The following is a 15,558-nucleotide window of genomic DNA, read 5'->3' as shown; positions in this document are numbered from 1 at the left end:
CGTCGTATATAGAATATTAAATAAATTTTAAGGATGACATTTGAGTATACGCGTTCTTCACATTGAACTTGGCGTACATCTTCACGGTGGCGCCGAACAAGTTGCATACCTCATCAATGCATTAGAGCACCATGGTGATATATCGCTTCACTTGGTGTGCGCTGAAGACAGCGAAATTCGTTATACCGCTTTTGGGCATTGTGAAACCCACACCATTAAGTATGCCGGTGAGTCAGACTTCCTATGTGTCAAACGTTTACTGGAAGTCGTAAACGCGGTTAGCCCAGATATTATTCACGTGCATAGCGAACGTGGTTCAGATGTCTGGGGTGCCATGCTAGCCAAAATCTCTGGTGTGCCTACCGTTTGCACAAGGCGAATCGATAATCCCGAAACCCATTTTTCCTTTTACAAATACAAACAGTTCGATGCCGTTATCAGTGTATCTGAAGGGGTGCAGAAGGTAGTTTCAATGCATTGTGAAGGCGTCAAACACCAGCACGTTATTTACCCTGCTGTCGATTTTACCCAATACACTCAACCAAAAGACAGTGACTGGCTTCGTCGTACATTTTCTATTCCTGATGATCACACTGTAGTCGCTAACTTTGCCCAGTACATATCGCAAAAAGGGCAAGCAGATATCATTTTGGCTATGCACGACGTATTAAACAAACATGAAAATGTAACCTGTTTGCTATTTGGCGAGGGTAATCTCCAAGAGAGCTACCAATCACTAATCGAACGTCACAGGTTAGACGACCATGTAAAACTTTGCGGCTTTACACAGGAGGTAGCCAAAATACTCCCCAACATAGATATCTTAGTACACCCTTCCTACTCAGAGGGTTTGGGAGATATCTTACTTCAAGCAGGAGCGAATAAGTGCGCTGTGCTATCCAGTCCTGTAGGAGGCATACCCGAAGTGATTAAGCACAATGAGACGGGAGTTATGGTGGCGCCTGGCGATATTGACGGAATTGGTGAGAGCTTAATTAGTCTAATTGAAGCCCCTGATGAAAGAGCACAATATGGAGAGGCTTTGTATAAGCTTGTCACAAGTAAATTTGGTATAGAAAGGATGTCCAGTGCCTACGCTAATTTATACAAGACGCTAGTCTTCAACGGCGCTGATAAGGAACACGCTTGAGCCTATGGAAACACGTGTAAGAAACTGCAGATACAAAAAAGCCGCTCGAAAGCGGCTTTTTTAAGACTTTGAAAAAAGTTAGCGATTAAACGCCAGCTTTCTCAACAACGTCAACTAGCATCCAAGATTTGTTCTTAGATAGTGGGCGACATTCACGTACTGTTACTACGTCACCTTTATTGCACACGTTGTTTTCGTCGTGGGCGTGAAGCTTAGTAGAGCGCTTGATGAACTTCCCATAGATTGGGTGCTTAACAAAACGTTCAACTACAACAGTGATGGTTTTATCCATCTTGTTGCTAACCACACGACCTTGTACTGTACGAATTTTTTGCTCAGTCATTACGCATCAGCCTTTTGAGTCAGAATGGTTTTAACACGCGCGATGTTACGACGTACTTTTCTCAACTGATCAGTTTTTTCAAGCTGACCTGTTGTGTGCTGCATGCGTAGGTTGAACTGTTCGCGTAGCAGGTTAATCAACTCTGCGTTCAGCTCTTCTACGCTCTTTTCTTTCAGTTCAGTCGCTTTCATTACATCACCGTCCGAGTTACAAAGGTTGTTTTAAATGGCAGTTTAGCCGCTGCCAATTCAAACGCTTCGCGTGCTAGAGCTTCAGGAACACCTTCCATCTCATAAAGAACACGACCAGGCTGAATTTGGCATACCCAGTACTCAACGTTACCTTTACCTTTACCTTGACGCACTTCTAGAGGCTTCTCAGTAATTGGCTTGTCAGGGAAAACTCGAATCCAAATTTTACCTTGACGCTTAACGTGACGAGTCATAGCACGACGCGCTGCTTCGATTTGACGCGCAGTCATTCGACCACGGCCAACTGCTTTAAGGCCGTAAGTACCAAAGGCAACAGTATTACCCGCTGCTAAGCCGCGGTTGCGGCCTTTGTGCATCTTACGGAACTTCATGCGTTTTGGTTGTAACATGATTAGCCCTCTCGCTTAGCGTTGCGGCCTTTCTTCTTAGGTTGAGCAGCTGGTGCTTGCTCTTGAGTTGTAGGTAGACCACCTAGAACTTCACCTTTGAAGATCCATACTTTAACGCCGATGATACCGTAAGTAGTTGACGCTTCAGAGGTTGCGTAATCGATGTCCGCACGGAAAGTGTGCAGAGGAACGCGACCTTCACGGTACCATTCAGAACGTGCAATCTCTGCACCGCCCAAACGGCCGCTAACTTCAACTTTGATACCTTTCGCGCCTAGACGCATTGCGTTTTGTACTGCGCGCTTCATAGCACGACGGAACATAACACGACGCTCTAGCTGGCTAGAGATGCTATCAGCTACTAGCTGGCCATCTAGCTCTGGCTTACGTACTTCAGCGATGTTGATCTGAGCTGGCACGCCGGCTAGCTTAGATACGTAGTTACGCAGCTTTTCTACGTCTTCACCTTTCTTACCGATTACAACGCCTGGACGAGCAGTGTGAATAGTCACACGGATGCTCTTAGCAGGACGCTCGATCACGATCTTAGAAAGTGAAGCGTTCTTAAGTTGCTTAGTCAGATACTGACGTACCTGATGATCGTTATACAGGTTGTCTGCATAGTCTGCAGTATTAGCGTACCAGGTAGATGTCCATGGTTTGCTGATACCCAGGCGTATACCTGTAGGATGTACCTTCTGTCCCATTATCTACTCCTAGTTATCCGCTACAACCACAGTGATGTGACTGCTGCGCTTGAAGATACGATCAGCACGGCCTTTAGCACGTGGCTTGATACGTTTCATAGTTGGACCTTCGTCAACGAAAACTTTAGACACGCGTAATTCGTCGATGTCTGCGCCTTCGTTGTGCTCTGCGTTAGCAATCGCAGATTCCAATACTTTCTTTACTAGCGCTGCGCTTTTCTTCGGGCTGTACGCAAGAAGCTCAAGAGCTTTCTCAACGTGCATTCCGCGAATTTGATCCGCAACCAAGCGTGCCTTTTGAGCCGACGTGCGGGCAAAACGGTGTTTAGCTAATGCTTCCATCTTCCTACCCCTTAACGTTTAGCTTTCTTATCCGCGACATGGCCGCGGTAAGTACGCGTTGGCGCAAATTCGCCCAACTTGTGGCCGACCATTTCGTCACTAATAATGACAGGTACATGTTGTCGACCGTTATGGACCGCAATGGTCAACCCAATCATATCTGGGATGATCATAGAACGACGAGACCAAGTTTTAATTGGTTTACGTTCGTTCTTTTCCACTGCAGCCTCTACCTTCTTCAGCAAGTGAAGGTCAATAAAAGGACCTTTCTTGAGAGAACGTGGCATGGTGAATCCTCGCTATTACTTGTTACGACGACGTACGATAAGCTTATCAGTACGCTTGTTGCTTCGGGTTTTCTTACCTTTAGTAGGAATACCCCAAGGAGTTACTGGGTGACGACCGCCTGATGTACGACCTTCACCACCACCGTGTGGGTGATCAACCGGGTTCATGGCAACACCACGAACGGTAGGACGAACACCACGCCAGCGTGTAGCACCAGCTTTACCTAGTGAACGAAGCATGTGCTCTGCATTGCCAACTTCACCGATAGTGGCGCGGCAATCAGATAGAACTTTACGCATTTCGCCAGAGCGTAGACGTAGGGTAACGTAGTTTCCGTCACGTGCTAGGATCTGAGCATAAGCACCAGCAGAACGTGCGATTTGCGCACCTTTGCCAGGCTTCATTTCAATTGCGTGTACAACAGTACCTACTGGGATGTTGCGCATAGGTAGAGTGTTACCAGACTTGATCGGAGCGTCCGAACCAGACTGGATTGCATCACCTGCTTGCATACCCTTAGGAGCCAGAATGTAACGACGTTCACCGTCTGCGTACAATACTAGTGCAATGTTTGCAGAACGGTTTGGATCGTATTCTAAACGCTCAACTTTAGCTGGAATGCCGTCTTTGTTGCGTTTAAAGTCGATTACACGGTAGTGTTGCTTATGACCACCACCAATGTGACGAGTGGTAATACGACCATTGTTGTTACGACCGCCAGATTTGCTGTTCTTTTCAAGCAAAGGTGCGTACGGTGCACCTTTGTGCAGGTCAGGATTTACGACCTGAACAACGTGACGACGACCGGCAGAAGTTGGCTTAGCTTTCAATAATGGCATTTCTAATCCCCTTCTTACTCAGCACCACCGACAAAGTCGATGTCCTGACCTTCTTTAAGAACCACGTAGGCCTTTTTCCAGTCGCTGCGCTTACCGAAAGACATGCCGTGACGCTTGGTTTTACCCTTAACGTTCACAGTACGAACACCTTCAACTTCAACTTCAAACAGTTTTTCAACTGCAGCTTTGATTTCGGCTTTGTTCGCGTCTTTAGCTACTTTAAATACAACTGTGTTGTTCGCTTCAGCAGCCATTGTAGACTTTTCTGAAACGTGAGGTGCTACTAGCACCTTCAGTAGACGTTCTTCTTTCATGCTAACGCCTCCTCAAGTTGTTTAACCGCATCAGCAGTCATTAGCACTTTTTCAAATGCAATCAAGCTCACTGGGTCGATGCCTGCTACGTCACGTACGTCAACTTTGTACAAGTTGCGCGCCGCTAGGAACAAGTTCTCATCAACTTCAGGAGTAACGATTAGAACGTCATTTAGTTCATATTCGTTAAGTGCAGAAATAAGAGCTTTAGTCTTAGGTGCGTCAACACCGAACTTCTCTACAACAACCAAACGGTCTTGACGGATTAGTTCAGACAGGATGCTCTTGATCGCACCGCGATACATTTTCTTGTTAACTTTTTGGTCAAAGTCACGAGGCTTTGCTGCGAAAGCACGGCCACCGCCAACCCAAATTGGGCTACGGATTGTACCAGCACGCGCGCGGCCAGTACCTTTTTGACGCCATGGCTTCTTACCGCCACCACGAACTTCAGCGCGAGTTTTCTGCGCTTTTGTACCCTGACGAGCACCTGCACCGTAAGCTACAACTACCTGGTGTACCAGGGCTTCGTTGAATTCACGTCCAAAGGTCGCTTCGGATACTTCAAGAGCGCTTTGCGCGTCTTTCAATGTTAATTCCATCAGTTCACTCCCCAGACGTTACGCTTTAACAGCTGGCTTTACGATTACATCGTTGCCAGTTGCGCCAGGTACGGCACCTTTAACTAGGATAAGGCCGTTCTCTACGTCAACACGTACAACTTCCAAAGACTGAGTAGTCACTTGCTTGTTACCAAGCTGACCAGCCATTTTCTTGCCTTTGAATACTTTACCTGGTGATTGGTTTTGACCAATTGAACCAGGAGCACGGTGTGACAAAGAGTTACCGTGTGTCATACGCTGAGAACTGAAGTTCCAGCGTTTGATAGCACCTTGGAAACCTTTACCTTTTGATGTACCAGTTACATCAATTTTCTTAGTGTCGTTAAAGATTTCAACAGTGATTTCACTGCCTACTTCAATATCGGCACCTTCGTTTTCTTCTAGGCGGAATTCTACTAGAGTGCGTCCAGCTTCAACACCAGCTTTAGCAAAGTGACCTGCTTCAGCTTTGTTGATGCGGTTAGCTTTCTTAGTTCCAGCAGTAACCTGAAGAGCGCGATAACCGTCAGTTTCCTCAGTACGAAGCTGAGTAACGCGGTTTGGGGTCGCTTCAATAACAGTCACAGGGATAGACGTACCATCTTCAGTGAAGATGCGAGTCATACCCACTTTACGACCGACTAGACCAATCGCCATTGTTATAACCCTCTCTTATTAGCCCAGGCTGATTTGAACATCAACGCCAGCAGCCAAGTCCAAACGCATCAACGCGTCAACTGTTTTATCAGTTGGCTCGATGATGTCTACCAAACGCTTGTGAGTACGGATTTCATATTGATCACGCGCGTCTTTGTTAACGTGCGGAGAAATCAGAACTGTATAGCGTTCTTTGCGAGTAGGTAGAGGAATAGGACCACTTACCTGAGCACCAGTGCGTTTCGCAGTTTCAACGATTTCAGCCGTAGACTGATCGATCAACTTGTGATCAAACGCTTTCAAACGAATGCGAATTCTTTGATTTGGCATCGATTAAGCTCCAATCGAAAGAACAAAAAAATTCACCCTTTCTCTTCCATTTATTCCGGAAAGAAAGGATGTGCGTAAACCGATGGTTCCCAATCGGAACCCTGTTCTTTTTTCTAGCACGCCAGCAACAGGCTAATCAGTGATGATGAATCCGTTACTTCGGCAACCACCCTAAAAGCAGTGAGGTCGCGGCTAAAAATTACGTGCCCTAATTGGGCAGTGGGCGCGAATTATACAGAAAGGCAGAAGCAATGCAAGTGGCAGATTGCTTTTTATACACATATTTTTACGCTATACCAGTGTATGTAACTGTCTATAAGTAGTATTGTTGCTTTCGTGGTATAGGTATATCTTGTTACCCTAACTTGATAAGTGCTTATAAAGCCAAATGCATTAAGGAATGGGCGCCAACATTATTAGTAGTGAGAATATGGAAGTAGAGAATAACCAGCAAACTTTTGCACAAATAAAACGCATCTTAAACAACCATTCCACGTTACTGGATGCGTACGGTTTATTAGAGCCAATTATCCTCGGTTTGTTCGATGCCCAGCGTATGAGTATTTTTCAGCGTCGACGTCAGCATCAAGATTTGGTTGCGCGCTTTAAAACGGGTAAAGAGACACTAGAAATAAAGGTGCCTATTAGCCCGATGTCGATTGCCGGTTATGTTGCCCTATCACAAAGGGCAGTGGTTGTTGACGACCCGTATAATCCTGCTCTACTTCAAAGCATTCACCCGCGCCTTCGCTTTGCCGACAAATTCGACAAAGACAATGACTTTAAAACCAAGAACATTTTATGCGTACCTATAATGAATGCGGGCGTGTTGATGGGTGTTATTCAAATCATCAACAAAGTCAGCGGTGGTTTTACCGAAGAAGATTTAAAACTAGGTAATGCATTAGCACTTATTCTTGGCGACAAGTTCAGATTTGAATTAGGCGGCACCAACAACCCTTTCGATTTGCTGGTTCATAAAAGTCTGTTAGACGAAGCAATCCTAAATGATATTCAAGACTCGACCCCAGACATTAGAGCGCTCATTCAGCGACTAGTGTCGGAACATCGCATCCCTGAAGAGGAAATAGGTAATTCACTTTCTATTCATTATCAGGTGCCATTCATTCCTTATTTACCTGATAAATACCACAGGTTCGAAAATGAAAGCCGTCTGAACGTTTCTTATTTAAAAAGAAACTATGTGGCTGTTATTGCCGATGCCCATGACAACCCCATAGTGTTGATGGCTGAACCTAATAATGCGGCGCTACTTATGGAAATAGAGAGCGCCATGGGTATTGATAGCTACGAAATAGCTGTCAGCCTACCAAGCTTAATTCTTCAATACCTGGGTGAAAACAGCGGCGGTGGTGGTCCAGGCGAGATGAGTGACATTCTCGACGAGATTGGTACGTCTTCTGAAGACAACGAAGACCAAGTCGATGAACTGTCGGACGACGCCCCTGCTGTGGTGCGCTTAGTAAGCCGTATTCTTCACGATGCTAAACGTTTAAATGCTTCAGATATTCACATAGACCCAGAGAAAAACGCCCCCACTCGCGTGCGTATGCGCGTGGACGGTGTTTGCCGCGACATGAACCAGGTGCCCAATTCGCATCATAGTGCGGTTATTGCACGCATAAAGATAATGTCGAATTTGAACATCGCTGAAAAACGCGTGCCACAAGATGGCAAACTCGCCTTCAGAATGAATGGGCAACTTGTTGAAGTTCGTGTAGCCACCATACCTACGGTTGCCGGTGAAGGTGTGGTTATGCGTATTCTTGCCTCTGGCGGTGCGATGCCTATAGATAAGATGAACCTGGCACCAAACAACCGTGCGCGTTTAGAAGAAATGATTAAGAAGCCTCACGGCATTCTTCTCGTTGTTGGGCCGACGGGTTCAGGTAAAACCACCACGCTTCACGCTATATTGGGATATTTAAACACGCCTGAAAAGAAAATTTGGACAGCTGAGGACCCGGTGGAAATCACGCAACCCGGCCTACAACAGGTTCAAGTAAGCCCTAAGATTGGCTTTAACTTTGCTGCTGCCCTGCGCGCATTCTTACGTGCCGACCCTGACATTATTCTTATTGGTGAGATGCGTGATAAAGAAACCGCGCATGCAGGTATCGAGGCCTCGTTAACCGGTCACTTGGTACTGTCTACACTGCATACCAACTCAGCCCCTGAAACAATTACCCGTTTACTTGATTTGGGTCTCGACCCAGTGAACTTCTCAGATGCCTGTGTGGGCATACTGGCTCAACGTCTTATTCGAACGCTATGTAGTAACTGTAAAGAAAAGTACATAGCCACTGAAACCGATATGGCCTTTATTGAGCGTCAGTACGGTAAAGCGCACATGGCAGAGCTTAATATTCAGACGCCACTAGAGTTATACAGGGCGAAAGGCTGCGAAGAGTGCGGAAATACGGGTTACAAAGGTAGAACGGGTGTACATGAATTACTGGGCATGACGCCAGAGCTTCGGTCAATGGTGTACAAAGAAGCCAGCGTCGCCGATATGAAGTCTCAGGCTGCTGCTGATGGCATGCGAACTCTCGTTCAAGACGCAATTTTCAAAGTGCTTAAAGGCGACACCGACCTTGCACAAGTTCAAATTATCGGTGGTGATTAATCTTCAATTTACGTTTTCGACAACACTTCAGGCAAGGGATTGCTCCCTTGCCCTCGATGGCTATCGTACTTACTTCTTCAAGTACTCTCTAATCACATAATGCAGAATTCCGCCGTTTTCGAAGTAGGTAAACTCGTTTGATGTATCAATTCTGATATCCATCATAAAGGTGGTTGTTTGCCCCTCGTCAGAGACGGCTTTTACTTCAACTTCAGACTGCCCTCGTTCAACTGCGCTGATAGAGAAGGTCTCATTACCTTTTAATCCTAAAGCACTTGCGCTTTCACCTTGTTTAAATTGAAGCGGTAAGATACCCATTCCAATCAGATTCGAACGGTGAATACGTTCATAGCTTTCGGCTAATACTGCTTTCACACCCATTAAAGAAGGGCCTTTAGCTGCCCAATCTCGGCTTGAACCAGTACCGTACTCTTTTCCGCCAATGACAATGGCAGGTACGCCATCGTCTTTATAGCGCATAGCGGCGTGGAAAATAGACATGCTGTCGCCACTTGGGAAGTGTGTGGTGGCACTGCCTCTCGTCCCAGGTGCCAGTTGGTTTTGAAGACGCACGTTAGCAAACGTACCTCTCATCATAACCTCGTGGTTACCGCGGCGAGACCCGTAAGAGTTAAAGTCTTTTGGCTCAACGCCTTGCGCCTGTAGGTACTCGCCAGCAGGGCTATCCTCTGCAATAGCACCGGCTGGAGAAATATGGTCTGTAGTGATTGAATCGCCCACCTTAACCAAGCATCTCGCATTTTCGATTGCCGACAACGCTTCTGGCTCTTTACCCATTACTTCAAAGAAAGGCGGATGTTTTATATAGGTAGATTCTGGCCAGTCGTATACGGATGTCTTACTGACTTGCAGTTCATTCCACTCGCCGCTTCCTTTAAATACATCTGCATACTTTTCTTTAAACAAATCACCGGTAACGTTTTCAGCTATGTATTGCTGAATCTCGTCTTCGGTTGGCCAGATGTCTTTTAAGTATACCGGAGAACCATCTCTCGCCTGACCTAACGGCTCTTTAGTAATATCTACATTCATATTCCCAGCTAGCGCATAGGCAACCACCAGTGGTGGAGACGCTAGGTAGTTTGCAGCCACATCAGGATGGATACGTCCTTCGAAATTACGGTTACCAGATAATACTGATGTTACTGTGAGCTTCGCTTTTCTAATGGCGTCAGTAATGGCGTCGGGAAGTGGCCCAGAGTTACCAATACATGTAGTACAGCCGTAGCCAACCAAGTTGAAACCTAATGCTTCAAGCGGGTCCATAAGACCAGCATCTTCCAAATACTGAGTTACAACCTGAGAACCAGGTGCTAATGAAGTTTTAACCCACGGTTTGCGGGTTAGCCCTTTTTCCGCAGCTTTCTTAGCGAGTAAACCCGCGCCAACAAGTACCGATGGGTTCGATGTATTAGTACAGCTGGTGATAGCAGCAATTACAATAGCGCCATCTTCTAAGTTGAACTTGCTTCCTCTGAACTCCACGAATGAATCGTGCTCTTCGTCCACCTCGTCAGTCGTGCCTAAGCCCGCTTCTGCAATTAAGTCGGTTTCTTCATCAAGCACTTTCACGTCAATCTGCGTACGATGCCATTCTTTGAATGCTTCGGCTGCTTTATCGAGGGCAATTCTATCTTGGGGACGCTTAGGTCCAGCAAGTGAAGGAACAACTTCATCTAAGTTTAGTTCAAGAGTTTCATGATATTGCGCATCTTTTGAATGATCGTCGTGCCATAAGTGACTGAATTTCGCGTATTCCTCAACAAGTGCAATTTGGTCTTCGTCTCGGCCGGTGAGTCGAAGGTAGTCTAATGCTACGTCATCAATTGGGAAGATACCGCAAGTAGCACCATATTCGGGCGCCATGTTTGCAATGGTGGCACGGTCTGCCGTAGTAAGATGCTTAAGGCCTGGGCCGTAGAATTCTACAAACTTTCCAACAACGCCATGTTCACGTAGTTGTTGAGTGATAGTTAGCACCATGTCGGTGGCAGTTACGCCAGCAGGTAATTTACCTGAAAGCCTGAAGCCAACCACTTTCGGTAATAACATTGTTACTGGTTGACCCAGCATCGCCGCTTCTGCTTCAATGCCTCCCACACCCCAGCCTAGTACGCCAAGGCCATTAATCATAGTGGTATGCGAATCTGTTCCTACTAAGGTATCTGGGTAAACCAACGTTTCTCCATCCTGTTCCTTAGTAAACGCGCAACGAGCCAGGTACTCTAGGTTAACCTGGTGCACAATACCGCGACCGGGGGGAACCACTTTGAAGTTATCAAAGCTAGACTGACCCCATTTCAGAAACTGATAGCGCTCTCTGTTTCGCTGAATTTCAATGTCAGTATTCTTTTCAAGTGCATTCTCTTCAGCAAAGTGATCCACCATTACCGAGTGGTCGATAACCAGTTCTACTGGATTTAATGGATTAATTGCTTGTGCATCACCACCTAAACGATTGACCGCATCTCGCATAGCCGCTAAATCTACAATTGCGGGCACGCCTGTAAAATCCTGAAGAATTACGCGGGCAGGTACGAACGACACTTCGTGATCAACATGATTCGCGGTATCCCATTTAGCAACTTGTTCAATATCGTTGCTACTAACAAACTCTTGATCTTCGTGGCGAATCAGGTTTTCCAACAGAATTTTGATACAAAACGGAAGCCTGTCGAGCGCATATTTACTGCCTATACCGTCAAAGTTAACCGCCTTGAAGTTTTTGCCGTTTACTTCAAGCTGCGAAAAAGACTTATATGTCATACGCTCTCCATCCTTCTTTGCCTGTTCGTGAATAATGTATACGTTTAAATTTTGCTAACGCAAGAAACGCGCGACGTGTAATTGTTTGTCGCCTTATTTTCTAGTTTGTACGGCTTAAACATGAAAAAAAGTTCACCTGTGAGTAGCTTTGACCTCGCTTTTTTCAAGGTCGCTATTTAAGAGCAGCAATATTGTTTATGCTCGATATAAGACTTCGTAAGGAAACAATGTCAGTAACAAATGCCACCGATTAATAATTGTGCATAATGCGTTTGTGTCTGCTACTCACTGCCTTTGTAAAAGTATCTATCAAATCTACTCGGCGGAAAGGGTAATATTGTGTTGTGATTTACAAATATGCAACATTTCTATTTTCTTATATGCTGGTAAACGGTATGCTTAAAAGATGGTCAAACGCTTAATGTCTTAGTGCGCGCTCAGAACGTCTTGAAGATAATCAGGCATTCGTAGTAAGCAATAACAATAATAACGAAGTTATCATGGCACACCCGCTAGTTAAGAAGTACAACCTTGCGCCTCATCCCGAGGGAGGATACTACCGTCAGGTTTTCCGCTCTGAAAATGAAACTAAATCTTTCGTGCACGGCGCTAATCGCCCCGCACTCACCCACATTTACTTTCTTTTATTGAAGGGACAAGTCAGTCGTTTTCATCGTGTATTACATGATGAAGTATGGAATCACTACGAAGGGGCACCTTTGCAGCTGTTTCAGCTACAAAAACAACAATTGTGGGAACGCCGTATCGGTGGCCAAAATAATGAATATGTCGAAGTAGTAAAAGCGGGAAATTTCCAAGCAGCTGCAACCATGGGTGACTATTCACTTGTGGGGTGTTCAGTGGCACCGGGGTTTGACTTTGAAGACTTTAGTTTCATTGAAGAGCCAGCTATGCAAGAGTGGATAAAAGTGGCTCATCCAGACCTTACCTGCTTTATTTAACCATTCTAAAATTATGACGATGTACAGACGTCTTACCTGCGATTTTGTACTAGCATAAACTGGATTTTTAAGCGCCGATCAAGGATGATAACAGCAGATTTTTAAATATACGTCTGAACGTCCAATTACTGGAAATATCTCAGACTATTTCACTCAAACGCCGCAGGTAACCCAACTATGTATAAATTGGTACTTATTCGTCATGGAGAAAGTCAGTGGAACTTGGAAAACCGTTTCACAGGCTGGCACGACGTTGACTTGACCGACACTGGTGTAGCACAAGCAAAGACCGCAGGTCAGCTTCTTAAAGATGCTGGATTTACATTCGATCAGGCGTATACGTCTGTACTTCTTCGCGCAATTAAAACACTTAACATTGCACTTGAAGAGATGGGTCAGCACTACCTTCCAGTAGAGCGTCACTGGCGCTTGAACGAACGTCATTACGGTGCACTTACTGGTTTAGACAAAGCTGAGACTGCAGCCAAGCACGGTGAAGAACAGGTAAAAATCTGGCGTCGTAGCTTCGACATTCCACCTCCAGCCGTAGAAGATGACAGCGAGCACTTCCCAGGCCACGATCCGCGTTACCACAATGTTGATTCAGATATCTTACCACGTGGTGAGAGTCTGAAGCTTACTATTGAACGTGTACTACCGTACTGGCATGACGTTATTCGTCCAGATATCCAAGCGGGCAAGCGCGTAATTATTGCTGCGCACGGCAACAGTCTTCGTGCCCTTGTTAAGTACCTTGATGGTATGTCAGACGAAGAAGTACTAGGTCTGAACATTCCTACAGGCGTACCACTTGTATACGAACTAGATGAAAACCTTAAGCCAATCTCTAAAGAGTATCTTGGCGATGCTGACGCTATCAAAGCAATGATGGATGCAGTCGCTAAGCAAGGCAAAGCGAAGTAATCGAGTACCCTTATAATACCAAAAAGCCTGCGTTAGCAGGCTTTTTTATGGGTGTCAGATTAGTTAGGTACTTTAACCAACCAGTTGTGCTTATCTTCGGCTTTACCCCATTGGATATCATTTAACGCTTGTCTAAGTTTCATCGTAACAGGGCCAGCTTCTCCGCTACCTACTTGATACTCTTTATCGTTGTGGATAAATGTACCTACTGGCGTAAGTACTGCAGCTGTACCAGACAGCGCCGCTTCAGTATTTGGCTTTGCCGAACGCTCTAGAAGCTCTTCTACCGTAATATCACGCTCGCTAACCTTCATGCCGTGGTCTTCGGCGATTTGAAGAATCGTTGCACGAGTTACGCCGTGTAAAAAGCTAGTGTCTAGGCCTTTGGTAATGATTTCATCACCATCGATAAGCAAGAAGTTCGCAGCACCTGTTTCTTGAACATCACCATTAGGGCAGAACAGAATTTGATCGGCCTGTACTTCAGCACGGGCTTTCAGAATAGGAGGCAACGCGCTGGCATAGTTACCACCACTTTTTACCATTCCCATATGCGGCGCACAGCGCATGCCTGTTTCGTCTAGCAACAAGCGAAGTGGTTTAAGGCCGCCAGCAAAGTAGTCACCAACTGGCGATAACAGGACGTATAACATAGAACTTGCCGATGGCGCTGCCGCTTTACCGATAGACGCTTCTGTGCCGATATGCGTAGGACGGATATACATAGAGCCCGGAGGCTCTGGTACTTCAGACGCATATTTAGCGACGATATCAATGATCATTTTCTCTACTTGCGATTTGTCTATTTCAGGCAAGTTGAGTAGACGGCTACTTTGAGCGAAGCGCTCAATATTCTTATCCATTCTGAAAATGTTGATGCTGCCATCTTCGTGCTTAAATGCTTTTAAGCCTTCAAAACATGTACTCGAGTAATGAAGTACATGTGCACCAGGATGAAGCTGAATACTATCAGAGCTGACAAATTCGGTGTCAGTCCACTTATCGTTGACAAAGGTAGCAAGTGCCATTTGTGGCATGAATACTGTACCGAATACGGCCATTAGTTCGTCCTATTTACTTCAACTAGAAAAATACCCGACAGAGTTTACCAAAAAACGCTCAGTTTGCTAAAAGTAAGTCAGATCTATTAAGGCTTTTATCGAATAAGAATGTCTACAAATACTGACAACACAAAAAATTATGGGGTCAGAGTACATTTTTACATATCTAACAAATGAGTCCGGAGCATATTTCAAGCTCATAAAAAGTTGAGACTTTAATTACTCTGCCCCTATTTAGAATCTTTAATACTTGTGCCTAATCTGCGAACAATAGTTTTCTAGTTCATATTCAAACTCGTTATTACACACACCACAGGCATAGAGAGCCGATCTATCTAAACCCATAAAAATGGGGTCAGAGTACATTTCTTCGTTTTAATAAGTGTGAATATTAAAAAGTACTCTGACCCCTTTATTATTTTAAGCTGTTCAATTGTGTAAGCTATTTATGCAATGCGGCCTGACACTGTCTAAACATTGAAAGCGGTCGAAGTGAAACTCGCCTCAATTTTGGGGTCAGAGTACATTTCTTTTGTTAACGAGAGTGAGAGCCAAAAAGTACTCTGACCCCTTTACTCCTGAGTGAAGAGACTGATGTTTGTGTTGGAGTTTGTGCGCCTTAAACTATTCGATAAATGAAACTTTCACAGTGACTTGAGCTGGTAAAGAGTGCAGTCGCGGAAAAACACATTTTAATGTTGGGGACGGAGTACATTTCTCTTATTTTTCTTCATTGGAGGATAAGGGTACTTTGGCTTGGTTCTTATGATTTGGGTAATAAAGTACTCTGACCCCATTTTGAGGTTTTGCTGGTAGGAATTGGCGGTTAATGTACTCTGACCCCATTTTTTTGTTTCTTCCAGACGCAAAAAACCCGCCGTTAGGCGGGTTTCTTTTAATGGGACCTGGCAGTGTCCTACTCTCACATGGGGAAACCCCACACTACCATCGGCGCTAATACGTTTCACTTCTGAGTTCGGAATGGAGTCAGGTGGTACCGTATC

The 15,558-nt window shown here is 45.3% G+C and carries 17 protein-coding genes and 1 rRNA gene; 4 read left to right on the top strand and 14 right to left on the bottom strand.

The features are described from left to right. Positions 1–40 precede the first annotated feature (40 nt). Positions 41–1,150: a glycosyltransferase family 4 protein gene (locus tag BGK61_RS16285; protein ID WP_076012724.1), complete on the top strand. Its 1,110-nt coding sequence runs from the start codon at positions 41–43 to the stop codon at positions 1,148–1,150. An 85-nt stretch (positions 1,151–1,235) separates the two neighbouring features. On the opposite strand, the gene rpsQ is transcribed toward BGK61_RS16285, so the two are convergent. The 11 genes from rpsQ to rpsJ are packed head-to-tail and all read right to left on the bottom strand — an operon-like array spanning position 1,236 to position 6,173. After that, complete coding sequence (gene rpsQ, locus BGK61_RS16280; RefSeq protein WP_014997066.1) at positions 1,236–1,493, bottom strand: 30S ribosomal protein S17; 258 nt, start codon at positions 1,491–1,493, stop codon at positions 1,236–1,238. Then, positions 1,493–1,684, bottom strand: coding sequence for a 50S ribosomal protein L29 (rpmC, locus tag BGK61_RS16275; protein ID WP_014947980.1), 192 nt, complete (start codon positions 1,682–1,684; stop codon positions 1,493–1,495). Before rpmC ends, rpsQ begins: the two co-directional genes overlap by 1 nt. Then, on the bottom strand, positions 1,684–2,094 hold the full coding sequence (rplP, locus tag BGK61_RS16270; protein WP_014997065.1) for a 50S ribosomal protein L16: 411 nt from the start codon (positions 2,092–2,094) through the stop codon (positions 1,684–1,686). The genes rpmC and rplP overlap by 1 nt, the downstream gene beginning before the upstream one ends. Before the next feature lie 2 nt (positions 2,095–2,096). After that, complete coding sequence (gene rpsC / locus BGK61_RS16265) at positions 2,097–2,801, bottom strand: 30S ribosomal protein S3 (RefSeq protein WP_014947978.1); 705 nt, start codon at positions 2,799–2,801, stop codon at positions 2,097–2,099. Between the two features lie 9 nt (positions 2,802–2,810). Beyond that, positions 2,811–3,143 (bottom strand): 50S ribosomal protein L22, encoded by a 333-nt coding sequence (gene rplV, locus BGK61_RS16260; protein WP_014947977.1) that lies wholly within the window; start codon positions 3,141–3,143, stop codon positions 2,811–2,813. Positions 3,144–3,154: 11 nt separating this feature from the next. Continuing rightward, positions 3,155–3,430: a 30S ribosomal protein S19 gene (rpsS, locus tag BGK61_RS16255; protein WP_012516961.1), complete on the bottom strand. Its 276-nt coding sequence runs from the start codon at positions 3,428–3,430 to the stop codon at positions 3,155–3,157. A 15-nt stretch (positions 3,431–3,445) separates the two neighbouring features. Further along, positions 3,446–4,270, bottom strand: a complete 825-nt coding sequence (rplB, locus tag BGK61_RS16250; protein WP_014997064.1) for a 50S ribosomal protein L2 — start codon at positions 4,268–4,270, stop codon at positions 3,446–3,448. A 14-nt stretch (positions 4,271–4,284) separates the two neighbouring features. Next, a complete protein-coding gene (gene rplW / locus BGK61_RS16245) occupies positions 4,285–4,584 on the bottom strand; it encodes a 50S ribosomal protein L23 (protein ID WP_012516959.1) in 300 nt (99 codons plus the stop codon). Next, on the bottom strand, positions 4,581–5,186 hold the full coding sequence (rplD, locus tag BGK61_RS16240) for a 50S ribosomal protein L4 (protein ID WP_012516958.1): 606 nt from the start codon (positions 5,184–5,186) through the stop codon (positions 4,581–4,583). Before rplD ends, rplW begins: the two co-directional genes overlap by 4 nt. An 18-nt stretch (positions 5,187–5,204) precedes the next feature. After that, positions 5,205–5,843, bottom strand: coding sequence for a 50S ribosomal protein L3 (rplC, locus tag BGK61_RS16235; RefSeq protein WP_014947975.1), 639 nt, complete (start codon positions 5,841–5,843; stop codon positions 5,205–5,207). An 18-nt stretch (positions 5,844–5,861) separates the two neighbouring features. Continuing rightward, positions 5,862–6,173, bottom strand: a complete 312-nt coding sequence (gene rpsJ / locus BGK61_RS16230) for a 30S ribosomal protein S10 (protein ID WP_010179497.1) — start codon at positions 6,171–6,173, stop codon at positions 5,862–5,864. Between the two features lie 430 nt (positions 6,174–6,603). Here rpsJ and BGK61_RS16225 point away from each other — a divergent pair, with 430 nt between their 5' ends. Then, positions 6,604–8,820: a GspE/PulE family protein gene (locus tag BGK61_RS16225; protein WP_076012743.1), complete on the top strand. Its 2,217-nt coding sequence runs from the start codon at positions 6,604–6,606 to the stop codon at positions 8,818–8,820. A gap of 69 nt (positions 8,821–8,889) precedes the next feature. Here BGK61_RS16225 and acnA read toward each other — a convergent pair whose 3' ends face one another. Then, positions 8,890–11,607: an aconitate hydratase AcnA gene (gene acnA / locus BGK61_RS16220; RefSeq protein WP_076012742.1), complete on the bottom strand. Its 2,718-nt coding sequence runs from the start codon at positions 11,605–11,607 to the stop codon at positions 8,890–8,892. A gap of 500 nt (positions 11,608–12,107) precedes the next feature. Between acnA and BGK61_RS16215 the strand changes: the two genes are divergently transcribed. Both BGK61_RS16215 and gpmA read left to right on the top strand, forming a co-directional pair. Then, positions 12,108–12,569: a cupin domain-containing protein gene (locus BGK61_RS16215; protein ID WP_076012741.1), complete on the top strand. Its 462-nt coding sequence runs from the start codon at positions 12,108–12,110 to the stop codon at positions 12,567–12,569. A gap of 177 nt (positions 12,570–12,746) precedes the next feature. Beyond that, positions 12,747–13,493: a 2,3-diphosphoglycerate-dependent phosphoglycerate mutase gene (gpmA, locus tag BGK61_RS16210; RefSeq protein WP_014997060.1), complete on the top strand. Its 747-nt coding sequence runs from the start codon at positions 12,747–12,749 to the stop codon at positions 13,491–13,493. A 59-nt stretch (positions 13,494–13,552) separates the two neighbouring features. Here the strand turns inward: gpmA and BGK61_RS16205 are convergent, their stop codons facing one another. Then, on the bottom strand, positions 13,553–14,554 hold the full coding sequence (locus tag BGK61_RS16205; RefSeq protein WP_014997059.1) for a branched-chain amino acid aminotransferase: 1,002 nt from the start codon (positions 14,552–14,554) through the stop codon (positions 13,553–13,555). 903 nt (positions 14,555–15,457) lie between these two features. Beyond that, a 5S ribosomal RNA gene (rrf, locus tag BGK61_RS16200) occupies positions 15,458–15,558 on the bottom strand; the annotation flags it as partial.

This window comes from Alteromonas abrolhosensis (assembly GCF_001953635.1).
In the GTDB taxonomy this organism is placed as follows: domain Bacteria; phylum Pseudomonadota; class Gammaproteobacteria; order Enterobacterales; family Alteromonadaceae; genus Alteromonas; species Alteromonas abrolhosensis.
The sequence above is the reverse complement of the archived record's forward strand: the minus strand, read 5'-3'. Positions and strand labels throughout refer to the sequence as shown.

What these genes read in the sequence shown, in the direction of transcription:
- rpsJ (WP_010179497.1), bottom strand. Translation starts at nt 6,173, where the DNA reads ATGCCAAATCAAAGAATTCGCATTCGTTTGAAAGCGTTTGATCACAAG.
- BGK61_RS16225 (WP_076012743.1), top strand. Translation starts at nt 6,604, where the DNA reads ATGGAAGTAGAGAATAACCAGCAAACTTTTGCACAAATAAAACGCATC.
- rplB (WP_014997064.1), bottom strand. Translation starts at nt 4,270, where the DNA reads ATGCCATTATTGAAAGCTAAGCCAACTTCTGCCGGTCGTCGTCACGTT.
- rplP (WP_014997065.1), bottom strand. Translation starts at nt 2,094, where the DNA reads ATGTTACAACCAAAACGCATGAAGTTCCGTAAGATGCACAAAGGCCGC.
- gpmA (WP_014997060.1), top strand. Translation starts at nt 12,747, where the DNA reads ATGTATAAATTGGTACTTATTCGTCATGGAGAAAGTCAGTGGAACTTG.
- rplV (WP_014947977.1), bottom strand. Translation starts at nt 3,143, where the DNA reads ATGGAAGCATTAGCTAAACACCGTTTTGCCCGCACGTCGGCTCAAAAG.
- BGK61_RS16205 (WP_014997059.1), bottom strand. Translation starts at nt 14,554, where the DNA reads ATGGCCGTATTCGGTACAGTATTCATGCCACAAATGGCACTTGCTACC.
- rpmC (WP_014947980.1), bottom strand. Translation starts at nt 1,684, where the DNA reads ATGAAAGCGACTGAACTGAAAGAAAAGAGCGTAGAAGAGCTGAACGCA.
- rpsC (WP_014947978.1), bottom strand. Translation starts at nt 2,801, where the DNA reads ATGGGACAGAAGGTACATCCTACAGGTATACGCCTGGGTATCAGCAAA.
- rplD (WP_012516958.1), bottom strand. Translation starts at nt 5,186, where the DNA reads ATGGAATTAACATTGAAAGACGCGCAAAGCGCTCTTGAAGTATCCGAA.
- BGK61_RS16215 (WP_076012741.1), top strand. Translation starts at nt 12,108, where the DNA reads ATGGCACACCCGCTAGTTAAGAAGTACAACCTTGCGCCTCATCCCGAG.
- acnA (WP_076012742.1), bottom strand. Translation starts at nt 11,607, where the DNA reads ATGACATATAAGTCTTTTTCGCAGCTTGAAGTAAACGGCAAAAACTTC.
- rpsQ (WP_014997066.1), bottom strand. Translation starts at nt 1,493, where the DNA reads ATGACTGAGCAAAAAATTCGTACAGTACAAGGTCGTGTGGTTAGCAAC.
- rpsS (WP_012516961.1), bottom strand. Translation starts at nt 3,430, where the DNA reads ATGCCACGTTCTCTCAAGAAAGGTCCTTTTATTGACCTTCACTTGCTG.
- rplC (WP_014947975.1), bottom strand. Translation starts at nt 5,843, where the DNA reads ATGGCGATTGGTCTAGTCGGTCGTAAAGTGGGTATGACTCGCATCTTC.
- rplW (WP_012516959.1), bottom strand. Translation starts at nt 4,584, where the DNA reads ATGAAAGAAGAACGTCTACTGAAGGTGCTAGTAGCACCTCACGTTTCA.